A 16,999-nucleotide genomic window follows, 5' to 3' on the forward strand; every position below is an offset into this window, starting at 1 on the left:
TGCCGATGCGAGAGTCACCGCGAATGCGAGAGCAGTCGCGAATGGGAAGACCACCGGGAACGCGAGAGCTGCCGCGAACGCGAAGGCCGCCGGCGACGCGAGAGCCGTCGCGAATGCGAAGGCCGCCGCGAAAGCGAGAGCCGCCGCGAACGCGAAGACCGCCGCGAACGCGAGAGCAATCGCGAATGCGAAGACCGCCGGGAACGCGAGAGCCCCCGCCAATTCGCAAGCCACCACGAACACGAAAGCCGCCAAGAACGCGCACGCACTCCCCAACGCCAAACCCACGCCAAACGCGCAACCCGCCGCCCGATGCCGTCGCACGCGACGACCTTCCACGCCTTCCCGCCTCGTCGCGTGAACAAAGCCCGCTCATGCCATCGCCTCGTTCAAAAACCCCTTGAGCATGTCGAGCGTATCCGCGTCGTCGATGCTCTTGTCCGTCCGCCAGCGCAACATGCGCGGGAAACGCACCGCGATGCCCGACTTGTGACGCGGGCTCGCCTGAATGCCCTCGAAGCCGATCTCGAAGACGAGCGTCGGCGTCAGGCTGCGCACCGGCCCGAACTTCTCGACGGTCGTCTTGCGCACGATGGCATCGACCTGTCGCATCTCCTCGTCGGTCAGGCCCGAGTACGCCTTCGCGAACGGCACCAGCGTACGCACGCCGTCCGCTTCGTCCCAGACCGCGAACGTGAAATCCGTGTAGAGGCTCGCGCGCCGGCCGTGGCCCGGCTGCGCGTAGAGGAGCACGGCATCGACGGAATACGGGTCGATCTTCCACTTCCACCACGTTCCGGACGCCTTCGTGCGGCCGACGCCGTACATCGACGCGCGCTCCTTCAACATGAGCCCTTCGACACCGCGCGCCCGGCTCTCGTCGCGCAACGCGGCGAGCGCGTCCCAGTCCGCAGCTTCGACAACGGGCGACACGCGCAGCAGATCGACCGCGAGCGTCGACGAAAGCGTCTGCGCGAGCGCATCGAGCTTCGCGCGGCGTGCGTGCAGCGGCTCCGTGCGCAGGTCGCGTCCATCGGCTTCGAGCAGATCGTAGGCGAGCAGCGCGGCGGGGGAATCGGCGAGCACTTTCTTCGTCAGCGACTTGCGCGTGATGCGCGGCTGAAGGCGCGCGAACGGCAGCGGCATGGCCGCGCCCGGCTCCCACGCGAGAATTTCGCCGTCGATCACCGTGCCGTCGGGCAGCGCCGCGCCGAGCGACGCGAGTTCGGGAAAGCGCTCGGTCAGCAGATCCTCGCCGCGCGACCAGATCCACACGCGGCCGCTGCGCTTCACGAGTTGCGCGCGAATGCCGTCCCACTTCCATTCGGCGATCCAGTCGGCGGGCGCGCCGAGCGTCGCGGGATCGGCCTGCAACGGATGCGCGAGAAAAAACGGATACGGCAGGCCGACGTCGCTCTCATGCGGCGTGTCGACGTCGTCGCCCTCGGCCGCCGGCGCGACCAGCCGAAGATAGCGCGCGGCGCTCGGCGCCTGCCGCGAATCGGTCCAGCCGACCATGCGTTGCGCGATGCGCTTGTGATCCACGCCCGCCACCTGCGCGAGCGCGCGCACGACGAGTTGCCGCGCCACGCCCACGCGAAAGCCGCCGCCGATCAGCTTCGTCAGCAGAAACCGCTCGCTCCAGTTCAACTCGTCCCAATAGCCGAGCATGCGCTCGCGCAGTTCCACGGGATTCGCGCCGCGCAGCGTCAGCACGCGATCTTCGATCCATTGCGCGAGGCCCAGCTCCGATTCGCGCTGCGGTGGCGGCAGCACGTGCGCGATCGTTTCCGCGAGATCGCCGACCGCCTGATACGACTCCTCGAAGAGCCATTCCGGCAAGCCCGCGCGCTCCCGTGCGAATTCGATCAGAAGACGCGTCGGCACCGACTGGCGCGGCTTGCCGCCCGCGAGAAAGTACGAGGCCCACGCGGCGTCTTCCGGTTCCGCGCCGGAGAAGTACGCGATCAGCGCCTCGAGCTTTTCGTTGGTCGATGTTGTCGCGTCGAGCGCGGCATAGAGCGTCGCGAAGCGTCTCATTGCGACGGCGTCTCCGTCGTGGTGTCGGTGGCCGTGTCGGCTTCTATGGCGTCGTCGCCGTATTCGGTCTTGAACGCGCCTGCGTCGAGCCCTTGCTCGCACAGCCAGCGCACCATCGGCTCGATCTGGCCATGCGTGACGATCACGCGTTCCGCGCCCGTCGCGCCGATGGCCGTTTGCAGGCCGGGCCAGTCCGCGTGATCCGACAGCACGAAGCCGCGATCGACGCCCTTGCGCCGCCGCGTGCCGCGCAGACGCATCCAGCCGGAGGCGAAGGCATCGCTGTAATCGCCGAAGCGGCGCATCCACGTGCTGCCCTGCGCGGACGGCGGCGCGACGATCAGCGCGCCCTGGAACGCCGCCTTGTCGCGCGCGGCGATTTCGCTCACGAGCCGCGTCTCTGGCAGCGCGACGCCCGATTCACGGTACGCGCGGTTGAGCGGCTCCACCGCGCCGTGACAGAAGATCGGGCCGATGCCCGCGTCGATGCCCGCCAGCAGCCGCTGCGCCTTGCCGAACGAATAGCAGAAGAGCACCGACGCGCGTCCTTCTGCCGCGTTGTGCCGCCACCATGAGTCGATGCCTTCGAACACGGCGCGCGGCGGTTCCCATCGGTAGATCGGCAGGCCGAAGGTCGATTCTGTGATGAAGGTGTCGCAGCGGACCGGCTCAAAAGGCGCGCAGGTCGGATCGGGTTCCACCTTGTAATCGCCGGACGCGACCCACACGCGCCCGCCGTGCTCCACGCGCACTTGCGCCGAGCCGAGCACATGCCCCGCCGGATGCAGCGACACCCGCACGCCGTTCACGTCGATGCGCTCGCCGTAAGCAAGTCCTTGCACGTCGATGCCCGGCAGCCGCGAGAGCAGCACGCCGCGGCCCGCTTCGGCCGTGAGATAGCGCGCGTGACCGAAGCGCGCGTGATCGGCGTGAGCGTGCGTGATGACCGCGCGCTCGACGGGCCGCCACGGATCGATATAGAAGTTGCCCGGCGGACAGTACAAGCCCTCGGGACGCGCGACGATGAGATCGGCGGATGTGTTCACGGGCTTTTCGGTCGTGCTCCTGAGAAGTGTCGTGCAGGCAACAAAGCACGTGACATGCCCGTCATGGCGCTTTCATGAAGAGCGACTACGGTGTAAAAGCTTTGTACAGCATCGTCTTATTTTCGTCCGAGAACGAAGGAGCCGGTTCGAGCCGCGAGGTTCGTTGCAGTGCCTTGTCTCACGTGATCTTCCGCTGGTGTTTTGGAATGAAGCCGAATATGGACACGATGGTTGCGCCGACTGCCGCGGAGGCCGTCTGGATTGTCAGGCTCAGGAGCCATCCGCAGTATGACTTCGTGCGTCTGAAGCGGGTGTTCGCCGAGCCCGGCTCGCGCCATCAGGTCGTGCTGGTGGATGTCAGGCGGCTCCTGCAATGCGCCGACCGCGACGACACCGACTACGTGCTCAAGGCCGTCGACGACTGGCACGCGGGCAAGGTGCGCGGCATCCGCGAATTCCTCGACCCGGACAACCCGCGCGTGCCCGAAATGCCGTACGTGACCATCAGCGTGCGGCGCGCGGAAGGCTTGCTCGGGCTGATCGGCGTGCATCGGCAAGGCGTCGTCGCGTTTCGCAACGGACAGCACCGCGCGCGATACATGGCGCACGCCGGCGCGCTGTGCATGCCGGTGGAAGTGCACGAGCGCGAGGCCGATCTCCTGCGCGCCATGTGCGCCGCGCCGGGCGATGCGGTCGCGGAGTACGGCGAAGTCTGATCTGTCCGCGACGCGTCAGGCGGACGGCGCGTCGACCAGGTTGCGCGGCGCGCCTTCGGCCCACGCCTTTACGTTGCCGAGCGTCGTCGTCGCGATTTCGACGAGCGCCTCGCGCGTGAAGAACGCCTGATGCGCCGTGATGACGACGTTCGGAAACGTGAGCAGCCGCGCGAGCACGTCGTCCTGCAACAGGCGGTCCGAGTGGTCCTCGAAGAAAAGGCCGCCTTCTTCCTCGTACACGTCGAGCCCGAGATGCCCGAGCTGGCCGCTCTTGAGCGCGCCGACGAGCGCGTTGCTTTCGACCAGCCCACCGCGCCCGGTGTTGATGAGCATGGCGCCGCGCTTCATGCTGGCGAGCGCGCGTTCGTCGATCAGGTGATACGTCGAAGGCAGAAGCGGGCAGTGCAGCGACACGATGTCCGAGTTCGCGAGCAGTTCGTCGAGCGGCACGTAGCGCGCGCCGCGCGCGAGCAGGTCTTGCGCGGGCGGGCCGGGATCGTACGCGAGCACCCGCATGCCGAAGCCCGCCATGATGTTGCCGAACACGCGCCCGATGATGCCCGTGCCGATCACGCCGACAGTCTTGCCGTGCAGATCGAAGCCGAGCAGGCCGGAGAGCGAGAAGTCGCCTTCGCGCGTGCGCGCCACCGCGCGATGCAGCCGGCGATTGAGCGTGAGGATCATGCCCACGGCGTGTTCCGCCACCGCATGCGGCGAATACGCGGGCACGCGCGTGACCGCGATGCCGAGGCGCTTCGTCGCGTTGAGATCCACGTGATTGAAGCCCGCCGAGCGCAACGCGAGCAAACGCGTGCCGCCCGCGTGCAGCTTTTCGAGCACGGCTTCGTCCACGCTGTCGTTCACGAACGGGCACACGGCCGTGTAGCCCTGCGCGACGACGGCCGTTTGCGCATCGAGATGCGCTTCCTGAAAGTCGAGTTCGATGCCGAAGGCTTCGTTGGCCTGCCGGAAGGTATCGGCGTCGTACTGACGGGCGCTGAAAAGAATGAGACGGTGCGGGTCTGAGCGAGTGTCCATGTTTGTCATGTGGGCCGGCAGCGTTCGGGTTGAGGGACGCGCGCCGGCCCGGAGCCGGCGGTGCGCGTCAGTGCGTCGTAGGGCTGCCCGAGGTCACGCTAACGTTTGCGCCGGAGGCCTGAAAGGCGACCGGCGTCTTGCGATAGAGATCGTCAGGCTTGGTGTTCGCGGCGTTGACCTCCTTCGTCAGCCTTTCGAGTGCGTAGTCGATGAAGAAGCGCGTTTTCGCCGGTAGATACTGCCGCCCCGGATAGACGATCGACAACTTCATTTCCGGGTCCTCGACCGAATAGTCGGGCAAGAGGCGCACGAGCGTGCCGTCGTTGATGTCGCCTGCGACGATGCCTTCCGGCAAGATCGAAAAGCCCATGCCGCGCAGCGTCGCGAGACGGACCATCAGCGCGCTGTTGACGGAGTAGACCGCCGAAAGCGTGACCTGTTCCGACGCGCCGAGCCGATGCCTGAAGTGCCACGACGAACTGCGAATGTCGTTCGGCAGCGCGACCGACGGCATGCTCTGCAGGTCCGACGGCGTCCCGGGCATGCCGTGCTCGGCCAGGAACGCGGGCGTAGCGACCGGGATCAGCGCGCTCACGCCGATGGGCCGCTCGACGAGCGCCGTGCTCGACACCATGAACGCCGCGACGATGCCCACGTCATATCCGTCCTCGACAAGATCGACATGACGTTCGGCGAGTGTGAGGCGCACATTCACCTTCGGATAAAGCTGGCGGAAGCCGTCGATAAGCGGCGTCAAGGTGAGCAGCGAAAGCGCGCTCGATGCAACGACTCGCAATGTTCCGCTCGGTTCGCCTTCGGTATGCGTGACAGCCGATTCCAGATGATCCAATTCTTCGAGTAATGCGCGGCATCCCTCCAAATAGCGTGTGCCGGCTTCAGTCAACGAAAGATTGCGAGTAGTGCGGTTAATCAGGCGCGTCCGGAGATGCGCTTCAAGCATCGCAATTGCGCGAGTAACCAGCGCATTCGAGACGTCGAGTTGCTGAGCCGCGCGCCGAAAACTTTCGGTATCGGCGACTCGCACAAAAACGCGCATTGCATGAATCTGGTTCATCTGAATGCCCTCTCTCTGTTGTGCGTCGGTGATGTGGGCTCACCTTGACCCCGTGCGATGTGCCCACTATTGAGGTGCCACTACTGCATAATATTGACAGAACGAAGAAACTGCAATATCAGAATAAGTAATCGCTCTGCGAAAGGAAATAGTTTCCGATTCGCAGGCGTTTATCTGTGTCAGTGCTTGTGGACGATAAATTTATTCTAAGATTGGCCGCTTTGAAGCATAAGAAAATCTGATGCTTACGCAGTGGTTGTCATTTCGCTGCTCAACCCGGGAAAACGCTTAGGATTCGGCCATTATACCGGTGTACTTAAATAATCCGGACACCGCGCATTTCACGGTTCCTTGCTAAATCTGAACTAATTCTAAGAGGCAGAAACAAAGGTGTCGTTAATCGAAGCGTGACGGGAATCGGAACGGCTCTTCAGCTAACGGATATCGGCATTTCAATTTTCGTGCGGCCGGGCGCAATTTGCGTAAAGCCGAAAGGATGAACCGAGTCATGTTATGGCATCTGCTCGCGACACAACCGGAAATTGCGCTTTTCGCCAGCCTGGCTATCGGCTTCTTTATCGGCTCGTTCAGGTTTGGCCCAATACAGCTTGGCGGCGTTTGCGGCACGTTGATCGTCGCGCTCATTCTCGGACAAAGCGGCGCGCGTATATCGCCGGATCTGAAGAACATTGCCTTCGCGTTATTCATTTTCGCGCTCGGTTTTACGGGCGGCCCGCAGTTTTTCGCCAACATCGGGCGCGGCTGGCGGTACGGCGCGCTTTCGCTTGTCGAGGTCATCGTCGTGGTCGCGCTCGTGCTCGGCATCGCGGCGATGCTCAAGCTCGACCCCGGCACGGCGGCCGGGCTGCTCGCGGGCGGCGCGACGGAATCGGCGGTGATTGGCACGGCGTCCGAAGCGGTTGCGCGGCTCGGCTTGCCCGCCGCCGAGATCGCGCGCCTTCAGGCGAATATCGTCACGGCGTACAGCGTCAGCTATCTGTTCGGGCTCGTGACGATCGTGCTTTTCGCGAGCCAGTTCGCGCCGCTCATTCTGCGCGTGAATCTGCGGGACGAAGCCGAGCGCGTGTGGCGCAAGCTCGGCGGCGACGGCGCGCTTGCCGAAGGGCAGACGCCCGCCATCATGCCGCTCGCCGCGCGCGAACTGAAAGTGACGGCCGCGGCCGGCAGCAGCATCGGCGAGCTGGAAAAGCGTTTCGGCCACAACATCAGCGTGCAGCGCGTGGTGCGCGACCGCTCCGTCATCAAGGGGCAGCCCTCGGTGACGTTGAAGGCGGGCGATCGCATCGTGATCGCGGGGCGGCGCGAGGCGCTCGTCGAAGCGATCCCGTGGATCGGCGAGGAAGTCTTCAACGGCGGCGGCTCGGATTACTTCGTCGAAAAAGTCGACGTGATGCTCACGAACCGCGCGCTGCATGGGCTCACGCTCGCACAGGCGCGCGCCCGCGCGAATCCGGCGGATGGGCGCGGCGTGTTCGTCGCGGCCGTGACGCGGCTCGACAGCACGGTGCCCGCGCTGCCCGGCACGCAGGTGCAGCGCGGCGACGTGCTCACGCTCGTCGGCGCCAAGGAGGACGTGACGCGCGGCGCGGCGAAGCTCGGCTACATCATTCGGGCGACGCAGAAGACGGACTTCGTGTTCCTCGGGCTCGGCGTGCTGGTCGGCATCGGAATCGGGCGGCTGTCGGCGCATGTCGGCGGCATCGACCTGTCGCTTGGCACGGGCGGCGGCTGTCTGCTCGCGGGGCTCGTGTTCGGCTGGATTCGCTCGCGCTATCCGCTGATCGGCTCGCTGCCGTCGGCGGCCGCGCAAATCCTCAAGGACTTCGGGCTATGCACCTTCATCGCGGCGGTCGGCCTGTCGGCGGGCGCGGACGCGCTGCGGCTGATTAGCGAGTTCGGCATCGCGTTGCCGGTGGCGGGCATCGTCATCACGCTCGTGCCGGCGCTCGCGTCGCTCGTCGTCGGGCGCGTGCTGCTCAAGCTCGACGTGCCGATGCTGCTCGGCGCGATCGCGGGCCAGCAGTGCAGCACGCCGGCGATCAGCGCGCTCGTCGGCGTGACGGGCAACGCGACGCCCGTCATCGGCTACACCATTACCTACGCCATTTCGAACGTGCTGCTGCCGCTGCTCGGGCCGCTCGTCGTCGGACTGGTAAGCAAGCTCGGCTAGAACGATGAACATCGGGGGTTCAATGGACTGGCTCCACGCGATTTTCGCGAAGTCACCCGAAACGGCGCTGTTTCTGTCGCTCGCGGCGGGCTATCTGATCGGCCAGATCAACTTCGGCAAGTTTCAACTGGGCGGCGTCGGCGGCTCGCTCATCGCCGCGGTCGTCGTGAGCCAGGTCGGCGTGCAGATCGACAACGGCGTGAAGTCCGTCATGTTCGCCGTGTTCATCTATGCGGTCGGCTACGACTCGGGGCCGCAGTTCTTCAACTCGCTGAACCGGCGAACGCTGCGCGAGATCGCGATGGCCGTTTTTCTCGCGGTGACGGCGCTCGCCACCGTGCTCGTCTGCGCGAAGGCGTTCGGCCTCAATAAAGGACTCGCGGCGGGGCTGGCGGGCGGCGCGCTCACGCAGTCCGCGATCATCGGCACGGCGGGCGACGCCATCGCGCGGCTCGGCTTGCCCGCCGCCGAAACGAAGGCGCTGCAGGGCGACGTGGCGATTGCCTACGCGGTGACGTACGTGTTCGGCTCGCTCGGCGCGATCATCGTGTGCGTGAACGTCCTGCCGAAATTCATGGGGCAGAGCCTGAAGGACGCGTCGATCGAGGCGGAGAAGTCGCTTGCGGGCGATGCCGGTCCCGCGCCGGGGCAAGTCTCCGCGCTTTCGCCGCTTGTCGGGCGCGCGTATCGCGTGACGGCGGCAGGCGCGGCGGGACGCACGGTCGCGCAGATCGAGATGGCGGAGCAAGACCTGATCACCGTCGAGCGCGTGCGGCGCGCGGGTCACGCGCTGGAACCGCGCCCGGACGTGATGCTCGAAGCGGGCGATATCGTGCTCGTCGTCGGGCGACGCGAGGCGATGGCCGGCGCGGCGTCGCAACTGGGCGAGGAAGTCGCGGACAGCGACGGGATCAGCATCGTGATGCAAAAGCGGCAGGGCGTGTTCGCGCGGCGCGGCATGAATCACACGACGATCGCCGCCGTGCGCGCGACGGTGGACCGCGACATGCGGCACGGCGTCTATTTGCAGGCGATTTCGCGCGCCGGCATGCCGTTGCCCGTGCTGCCGGAAACGCGGCTGGAACATGGCGACGTGCTCACGTTCTACGGCTCGCCGCAGGACACGAAGCGCGCCGTCGACGCAGCCGGCTACGAACTGCCGTACAGCAACAAGACGGATTTCATCTATATGGGCGTGGGCATCGTGATCGGGCTGTTGCTCGGGCTCGTCGTCGTGCGCGTGGGCGGCATTCCGATCACGCTCGGCTCGGGCGGCGGCTGTCTGCTCGCGGGCCTCGTCTTCGGCTGGATGCGCGGCAAGCATCCGATGTACGGCGTGATGCCGCCTGCCGCGTCGCAGCTGCTGAAGGACTTCGGCCTCGCGGCGTTCGTCGCGGTGGTCGGACTCAACTCCGGCTTGCAGGCCGTCGTCACCGTGAAGCAGAGCGGCCTCACGATCTTTTTGCTCGGCGTGTTCGTCACGCTCTTCCCGCTGCTGCTGACGATGCTCTTCGGCCGCTACGTGCTGCGCTACGACAACGCAGCGGTGTTCGCGGGCGCGCTTTCCGGTTCGCGCAGCGCGAACCCGGCGTTCGGCGGCGTGCTCGACAAGGCGGAAAGCCCGGTGCCGACGGCCGCCTTCGCGGTGACGTATGCGCTCGCGAACGTGCTGTTGACGTTGCTCGGGCCGCTCGTCGTCGGTCTCGTGTAGCGGCTCGGGCGTGCTCCTTGCGCCATAATCGGCAGGCGAACAAGGAGGCATTTCATGGCGAATACCTTACCCGTCGTCACGCTTCCCGACGGCGAAGCAATCCCAAAGCTCGGGCAGGGGACCTGGGAAATGGGCGAGCGCCCGAATGCGCGCAAGGCGGAAATCGCAGCGCTGCGTGAAGGCGTCGAACTGGGGATGACGCTCATCGACACCGCCGAGATGTACGGCGACGGCGAGAGCGAGAAGCTCATCGCCGAGGCGCTCTCGGATGTGCGCGACGACGTGTTCATCGTGAGCAAGGTGTATCCGCATAACGGGAGCGAGCGCGGCGTGCAAGCGGCGTGCGAGCGGAGCCTGAAGCGGCTGAAAACCGATCGCATCGATCTGTACTTGCTGCACTGGCGCGGCGGCGAAGACTTGCAGGGCGTCGTCGCGGGCTTCGAGAAACTCAGGCGCGACGGCAAGATTCGTCATTGGGGCGTGAGCAATTTCGACACCGACGACATGGCGGAGCTTTTCTCGCTCGATGGCGGCAATGCCTGCGCGACGGATCAGATTCTCTACAACGTCGCGCGACGCGGGCCGGAGTTCGACTTGCTGCCGTGGCTTCGTGAACGCCGGCTGCCCGCAATGGCGTACAGCCCGGTCGATCATGCGCGGCTGCCGCGCGGCGGCGTGCTCGCAAAGATCGCGGCGGCGCGCGGCGTGTCGGCGTTTCAGGTGGCGCTTGCCTGGGTGCTGCAACAGCCCGAGGTGTTCGCGATCCCGAAGGCCGCGGATGTCGCGCATGTGCGGGAAAATCGGGCGGCGGTGGAGTTGCGGTTGTCGGCGGAGGAGTTGGCGCAGATCGATGGGGAGTTCAGGCCGCCGAGGGGGAAACGTGGGTTGGAGATGCTTTAGTGGCGATATCGGCGTTGCTGAAGAACAGTAGCGAGCAAAATAGTCTGCTATCCCGACTACTGCTCGCTCGCTGTGATGAGACGTGAAAAGCCTTGTTCGACTCAGCGGGCCGTCCAACAGCGCCCGCTGAGTGCATCTACTCACGAACACGCATGATGCGCATGCACCGACCCCAGCACCGCCACTTCGGCCGGCGTGCGGCTCAGATCCGCCTCGCTGACCTGCTTCGCGTCCGCGAGAAAATCATCGACGATTGACGACACCGTCGTATCCGTCAAACACAGCGACACGCGCCGCGTTTCGTTCGCCGGCATCGACGCGCGTTGCGACAAGAACAGCACGCCGTACTGATACCCGCGCACGATGCCCCGCACCGCGCCGACGCATTGTCCCTGCGCGGCGTTGTCGCCTTTCTGGCCGCACTGCTGCGCGAGCGACCAAGCGGAAAAGCTCGGATCGGATGCGCCGGGCGTCGGCGCGGACTGCGCGTGGGCGGCCGTGACTGCGCAGAGCGCGAGGGAAGCGGCGAGCGAGAGAGCGCGTTTCATCGTGGGTATCCTCTTGTATGAACGTTGAACCGTTGAGAGGCGACGAGAGCGCGTTTGGTTCCAGCGGCTTGCTTCAGGTCACGTTTTCGCGCGATCGCAGCGCCCGCAGTTCGGCGACGGGAATATGGCAATGGATGACGTGACCGTTTCCGGCATCGCGGCTGGGCGGCGTCTCTCGCTCGCAAATCTCGCCGATCTTGCGCGGACAGCGCGTGTGAAACACGCACCCCGACGGCGGATTGGCCGCGCTCGGCAACTCGCCCGACAGCCGGATGCGCTGATGCGCCGCGTGCGCGTCGTCGAGCGACGGCGCCGACGACAGCAACGCTTCGGTGTACGGATGCTGCGGGCCGTCGAATACATCGGCGGCGCGGCCGATTTCCATGATGCGCCCGAGATACAGCACCGCGATGCGATCCGACAGGTAGCGCACGACATGCAGATCGTGCGAGATGAACACATAGCTCACGCGCCGCTCGCGCTGCAAATCCGCGAGCAGATTCAGGATCGCGGCCTGCACGGAGACATCGAGCGCGGAAGTCGGCTCGTCGCAGACGACCACGCGCGGATCGCCCGCAAAGGCCCGCGCAATCGCGACGCGCTGCTTGAGTCCGCCCGACAACTGGCGCGTGCGGGAGCCGAGATAACGCTCCGGCAGGCGCACGGCCTCGGTCAGCGTGTGCAGGCGCCGCTCTTTGGCTTCGCCGTGTAGCGCGCCGAGCTTCGCGAGCGACCGCGCAATGAGCCTGCGCACCGAATGCGCGCGGTTCAGCGCCGAATCCGGATTTTGAAACACGATCTGCAGCGACTTGACCTGCTCGCCGCTGCGCCGCGTGACGCGCTCGGCGAGGCGCTGGCCGTCGAGTTCGAGCGTCGCGCCTTCATCCGGCGCGACGAGGCCGAGCAGCAGTTTCGCGAGCGTCGTCTTTCCGCTGCCCGACTCGCCGACGAGCCCGAGCGTTTCGCCTTGTGCAAGATCGAGCGAGACATCGTGGACGGCGCGCACGTCTTCATCGCCGACACGGAAGGTTTTCGAAATATGACGGGCCGACAGCGCGAGCGGCGCGTCGTCGCGCGGCGGCGCGGGCGGCGGCGTTTCGTCGGTCGAGCGGGGCAACAGGTGCGCGCGCTCGTGGTAATGACAGCGCGCCATCTGGTCGCCGTGAAGCGATGCCACGCGATACGGCGGCGGCGCTTCCTTCACGCAGCGTTCGTCGGCCATCTTGCAGCGCGGCGCGAAGATGCAGCCTTGCACGACCGATCCCGGCAGCGGCAGCGAGCCGGGAATCGTATCGAGGCGGCCGGTTTCCTTCGTGCGCGTGCTCGTCGGCAGGCAGCGCAAGAGGCCGACCGTGTACGGGTGGCGCGGCTTCGCGAAGACGTCGGCGGTCGCGCCTTCTTCCACGAGCCGGCCCGCGTACAGCACGCCGACGCGGTCGCACATGCGCCCGATGACCGCGAGGTTGTGGCTGATGAACAGCACCGCCGTGCCGAGCTCCGCGCGCAACTGCGCGATCAGATCGAGCACTTCGGCTTCGACGGTGGCGTCCAGTCCGGTCGTCGGTTCGTCGAGAATGAGCAGTTCGGGATTGCACGCGAGCGCCATCGCGATCACGACGCGCTGCTGCATGCCGCCCGACAATTGATGCGGGTAACTTTCCATCACCCGCTCCGGCGACGCGATGCGCACGCGGCGCAGCATGTCGGCGGTGCGGGCAAGCGCGTCGTCGGCGGGGGCGCCCGCCGCTTCGAATGCTTCGGACACCTGACGCGCAATCGTCAGCGATGGATTGAGCGCACGGCCCGGGTCCTGATAGACCATCGAGACGGCGTTGGCGCGCAGCACGCGAAGCGCTTCGGCGGGCAGCGCGGCGACGTCGTGTCCGCCGACCGTGATGCGGCCGGCCTTCACGCGGCCGTTGCGCGGCAGATAGCGCAGGATCGCGAGCGCGGCCGTCGATTTGCCGCAGCCCGATTCGCCGACGAGCCCGTACGCTTCGCCGCGCCGCACGCGCAGCGTCACGTCTTGCAGCACATCGCGCTCGTGCCAGCGCGTGCGATACGCGACCGTCAGGCCGACTACCGTCAGCGCGTCCGTCTCGCTGCCCTTGGCTGCGCCGAACGCGGGAAAGGCCGATGGCGGCGGTCCGTTCATCGGTCGAGCACTCCTTGCACGGCATCCGCGACGAGATTGACCGCGACGACGAGCGACGCAATCGCCGCCGCGTCGAAGACGACCGTCCACCACGCGCCGCCCGCCATCAGCGTGTAGCTTTCGGAGAGCGCCAGGCCCCAGTCGGCGGAAGGCGGCTGAATGCCGAAGCCGAGAAACGACAGCGTCGCGACCGCGAAGATCGCGTAGCCTAAGCGCACGGTGGCTTCGACGATGATCGGCGGCAGCACGTTCGGCAGAATCTCCGCGAACATGATGTAAAGCGCGTTTTCGCCGCGCAACTGGGCCGCGAGCACGTAGTCGAGATGCCGCTCGCCGAGCACGGCCGCGCGGACCGTGCGCGCGGTGATCGGCGCGAAGGTGAGGCCGATCACGAGGATCACCGTCGTATTGCTCGCGCCGACGGCGGCGAGCGCGAGCAGCGCCACGATCACGAGCGGCAGCGCGAGCAGCGCGTCGATCGCGCGGCCGACCACGGCATCCACCCAGCCGCCGAAATAGCCGACGACAAGCCCGAGCGCCGTGCCCGCCGCCGTGCCGAGCAGCGTCGCTAGCGGCGCAATCGTCAGGATGTCGCGCGAGCCGACGATCACGCGGGCGAAGACGTCGCGGCCGAGCTGGTCAGTGCCGAACCAGTGTTCCGCGGAAGGCGGGGTGAGCGAGTTCAACGGATCGGAGGCGTACGGGTCTTGCGGCGTGAGCCAGTGTCCGAACAACGCGCACGCGACCCAGAAGAGCAGGATCAGCACGCCGACATCGAACGTGGCCGAACGGGCGAGCGCGCCGAGGGCGTCGAACCGCTTCGCTTTGGCGACAGCGACCGTGCTCATCGCGCGCCTCCGGTGCGAAGGCGCGGATTGAGCACGACATAGAGCGCATCCGCGATGAGATTCGCCGCCGTGTAGATCACGCCGATGGTAAGCACGCCCGCTTCGAGCATCGGGAAGTCCTTGGCCTTCGCCGCGTTGTAGATGAGCGAGCCGATGCCCTGATAGTGAAACAGCGTCTCCACGACCACGAGCCCGCCGATCATGTAGCCGAGCTGCGTCGCGGCGACCGTGACCGTCGGCAGAAGCGCATTGCGCAGCACATGCCGCAGGATCACGACGCGGCGCGGCAAGCCTTTGAGAATCGCGGTGCGCGTGTAGTCGGCGTCGAGCGCCTCGACGGTGCCTGCGCGCGCCATCCGCGCGATATAGCCGAAGAACACGAAGACGAGCGGCAGCACCGGCAGAATCAGATGCTTCAGTTGCACGAACGCGCTGGCGTTGGCCGGCGCGCTCGCTTCGATCGGCAGCCATTGCAGCCAGACGCCGAAAATCAGAATCAGCACGATGGACGACACGAACTCCGGCACGACCGTCGCCGTGAGTCCGCCGATGCTGATGAACCGGTCGATCCAGCGCCCCGCGTGCAGCGCCGCGTACACGCCGCCCGCGATGCCGAGCGGCACGACGACCACGAACGCGAGCGCGCCGAGCTTCGCCGAATTCCACAGCGCGCCGCCGATGAACGGCGCGACCGGCGCGCGAAACGCATACGACTCGCCCATGTCGCCGCGCAGGAAGTGCGTGATCCAGCCGGTGTATTGCGTGAGAAGCGGCCGGTCCACGCCCAGTTGATGATTGAGCGCCGTGACGGCGCGCGCATCGGCGAGCGGGCCGAGAATCGCGCGGCCCACGTCGCCGGGCAAGAGCTGGCCGCCTGCGAACACGATCATCGACAGAAGCCACAGCGTGACGAGCGCCAGCAGCACGCGCACGCCGACGAAGCGCAGCACGCGCCGCGCCTTCGCCGTGCCGTTGCGCTTGCCGCCGATGCCCGCCGGAGACGTGATCGTGCTCAAGCGGCCACCGTCGCGCGGTCGAACCACATCTGCGAAATGGCGTTGAAGCGCACGCCCGACACGTTCGCGCGCGTGACGATCAGCTGGTCGTAGAAGTACGGAATGACGACGGGCGTTTCATCGAGCAAGAGGCGCTGAATCTGGCCGGACAGTTTCTTTTGCGACGCGACGTCGAGCGCGGCGACGAACTGCGCGACGAGCTTGTCGTATTCCGCGTTCTTGAAGTGCGCCGCGTTCCATGTGCCGCTGCTCGTGAGCGGCGCGTTCAGAAACACGTTCGGCACGCCGCGATGTCCGTAATCGGTGATGCCGAGCGGCGAATCGAGCCAGTCCGACTTGCCGAACGTGCCCGAGCCGTAGTAGAGGTCCTGGCTTTCCACCTTCAGCGTGATGCGAATGCCGATGGCCTTCGCCGCGTTTTGCACGACCACGGCGAGGTCGGGAATTTCCATGTACTTCTCGGTCGTGAGCGTGATATCGAAGCCGTTGCCGACGCCCGCTTCGCTCATCAGCTGCTTCGCTTTCGCAATGTCGAGATGCCGCTGCGGCACGGTGAGATCGCTCGACGGAAAGACCGGCGCGAACGGGCTGTCGTTGCCGACCACCGCGCGCCCGCGAAACAGGCCCTTCACGATGACTTCGCGATTGATCGCGAGCGCGAGCGCCTGACGCACGCGCTTGTCCTTGAACGCGCCCATGTCGCAGCGCATGTGGATCTGCCGATGCGAACTCGACTTCGCGCCGAGCACCTTGAATTGCGGGTTCGTCAGCATCGAGACGCCGCCCTGCACGGTGAAGTCGCCCATCACGTCGGCCTGGCGGCCCTGCATCGCGAGGAGTTGCGCCTGCTGGTCGGCGTAGAACGAGAACTGCACGCGGTCGGGCAGCGACTTCTCGCCCCAGTAGTCCGGATTGCGCACGAACGACGCGCCGACCTTCGGCGTGTACTTTTCGAGCTTCAGCGCGCCCGTTCCCATGAAGGACTTCTCGTACGGGCCGTTGAAGTTCGCGGGCAGAATCACCGCGTTGTAGTTGTCGGAGGAAACGTAGTACGGGAAATTGCCGTTCGGCGCGTCGAGATGAAACTCGACGGTGTGGTCGTCGACCGCTTTCGCCGAGTTCTTCGACAGCACGCCCTTCAACACCGAGAGCGCCGCCGAGCCCGCGCCCGGATCGGCGAGACGGTTGAAGGTCGCGGCGACGTCCTTCGCGGTCATCGGCTGGCCGTCGTGGAACTTGACGTTCGGGCGCAGCTTGAACGTCCAGACATCGCCCGTCGCGTTCGACGACCACGAGAGCGCGAGGGCAGGGCGAAGCGTGAGCGTCTCGCTGTCGTCGTCGATCAGAAATTCGCCCGTCTGGTTGATGAGGACGAGACCGGCCGCATCGGTGACGGTGAGCGGATCGACCGCGCCCGCAGGCGTCATGTGCGCGACGCGGATGGTGCCGCCGGGCTTGCCCGCTCCCTGCGCGCGCGCGGCCGGCATGCCGAAGAGCCCGCCCGCGGTCAGCGCGAAGCCCAGCACGCTCGCGTGCCGCAGCAGTTCGCGCCGCGTGAGGCGGCCGGCCATGAATTCGTCGATCGCGTGATTGCCCAGCTCGCCCGCGTTGCCGCGCGCAAGCTCCAGGTGATGCGCGTCCGTCGATGCTTTATTCATCGGTGATCGTTTCCTGTCGTGTTGTCGTTGTTCGGCGCACGTCGCCGAAGTGACGCG

13 protein-coding genes are annotated in these 16,999 nt (G+C 66.3%); 4 read left to right on the forward strand and 9 right to left on the reverse strand.

The features are described 5' to 3' along the window. Positions 1 to 372 precede the first annotated feature (372 nt). Positions 373 to 2,040 (reverse strand): ATP-dependent DNA ligase, encoded by a 1,668-nt coding sequence (locus tag NCR37_RS02785; protein ID WP_250471420.1) that lies wholly within the window; start codon positions 2,038 to 2,040, stop codon positions 373 to 375. Further along, positions 2,037 to 3,086 carry a ligase-associated DNA damage response exonuclease gene (locus NCR37_RS02790; protein WP_250471421.1) on the reverse strand — a complete coding sequence of 350 codons (1,050 nt, stop codon included), beginning with the start codon at positions 3,084 to 3,086 and terminating at the stop codon, positions 2,037 to 2,039. The genes NCR37_RS02785 and NCR37_RS02790 overlap by 4 nt, the downstream gene beginning before the upstream one ends. Positions 3,087 to 3,304: 218 nt before the next feature. On the opposite strand from NCR37_RS02790, the gene NCR37_RS02795 reads away from it, so the two are divergent. After that, on the forward strand, positions 3,305 to 3,802 hold the full coding sequence (locus NCR37_RS02795) for a plasmid fertility inhibition factor family protein (RefSeq protein ID WP_175939623.1): 498 nt from the start codon (positions 3,305 to 3,307) through the stop codon (positions 3,800 to 3,802). Positions 3,803 to 3,817: 15 nt separating this feature from the next. On the opposite strand, the gene NCR37_RS02800 is transcribed toward NCR37_RS02795, so the two are convergent. Together NCR37_RS02800 and NCR37_RS02805 are read right to left on the reverse strand one after the other, a co-directional pair. Continuing rightward, on the reverse strand, positions 3,818 to 4,840 hold the full coding sequence (locus NCR37_RS02800; RefSeq protein WP_250471422.1) for a 2-hydroxyacid dehydrogenase: 1,023 nt from the start codon (positions 4,838 to 4,840) through the stop codon (positions 3,818 to 3,820). 67 nt (positions 4,841 to 4,907) lie between these two features. Beyond that, positions 4,908 to 5,915: a LysR family transcriptional regulator gene (locus tag NCR37_RS02805; protein WP_350029043.1), complete on the reverse strand. Its 1,008-nt coding sequence runs from the start codon at positions 5,913 to 5,915 to the stop codon at positions 4,908 to 4,910. A 508-nt stretch (positions 5,916 to 6,423) separates the two neighbouring features. Between NCR37_RS02805 and aspT (NCR37_RS02815) the strand changes: the two genes are divergently transcribed. From aspT (NCR37_RS02815) to NCR37_RS02825, 3 genes are read left to right on the forward strand one after another with little or no spacing between them, the layout of a single operon-like run. Beyond that, positions 6,424 to 8,106: an aspartate-alanine antiporter gene (aspT, locus tag NCR37_RS02815; RefSeq protein ID WP_250471423.1), complete on the forward strand. Its 1,683-nt coding sequence runs from the start codon at positions 6,424 to 6,426 to the stop codon at positions 8,104 to 8,106. A 22-nt stretch (positions 8,107 to 8,128) separates the two neighbouring features. Next, positions 8,129 to 9,817, forward strand: a complete 1,689-nt coding sequence (gene aspT / locus NCR37_RS02820) for an aspartate-alanine antiporter (protein ID WP_250471424.1) — start codon at positions 8,129 to 8,131, stop codon at positions 9,815 to 9,817. Positions 9,818 to 9,871: 54 nt separating this feature from the next. Beyond that, entirely contained in the window at positions 9,872 to 10,717 is an 846-nt protein-coding gene (locus NCR37_RS02825; protein ID WP_250471425.1) for an aldo/keto reductase, read from the forward strand. 140 nt (positions 10,718 to 10,857) lie between these two features. Here NCR37_RS02825 and NCR37_RS02830 read toward each other — a convergent pair whose 3' ends face one another. The 5 genes from NCR37_RS02830 to NCR37_RS02850 all read right to left on the reverse strand — a co-directional run bounded on the left by NCR37_RS02830 (position 10,858) and on the right by NCR37_RS02850 (position 16,942). Continuing rightward, entirely contained in the window at positions 10,858 to 11,265 is a 408-nt protein-coding gene (locus NCR37_RS02830; protein ID WP_250471426.1) for a Rap1a/Tai family immunity protein, read from the reverse strand. A gap of 73 nt (positions 11,266 to 11,338) precedes the next feature. Then, a complete protein-coding gene (locus NCR37_RS02835; RefSeq protein ID WP_250471427.1) occupies positions 11,339 to 13,420 on the reverse strand; it encodes an ABC transporter ATP-binding protein in 2,082 nt (693 codons plus the stop codon). Next, entirely contained in the window at positions 13,417 to 14,268 is an 852-nt protein-coding gene (locus NCR37_RS02840; RefSeq protein WP_250471428.1) for an ABC transporter permease, read from the reverse strand. Before NCR37_RS02840 ends, NCR37_RS02835 begins: the two co-directional genes overlap by 4 nt. Further along, positions 14,265 to 15,284, reverse strand: coding sequence for an ABC transporter permease (locus NCR37_RS02845; protein WP_502800477.1), 1,020 nt, complete (start codon positions 15,282 to 15,284; stop codon positions 14,265 to 14,267). The genes NCR37_RS02840 and NCR37_RS02845 overlap by 4 nt, the downstream gene beginning before the upstream one ends. Continuing rightward, positions 15,281 to 16,942, reverse strand: a complete 1,662-nt coding sequence (locus NCR37_RS02850) for an ABC transporter substrate-binding protein (protein ID WP_250471429.1) — start codon at positions 16,940 to 16,942, stop codon at positions 15,281 to 15,283. The genes NCR37_RS02845 and NCR37_RS02850 overlap by 4 nt, the downstream gene beginning before the upstream one ends. Between the last annotated feature and the right edge of the window lie 57 nt (positions 16,943 to 16,999).

This window comes from Caballeronia sp. GAFFF1, assembly GCF_023630705.1.
Classification (GTDB): Bacteria; Pseudomonadota; Gammaproteobacteria; order Burkholderiales; family Burkholderiaceae; genus Caballeronia.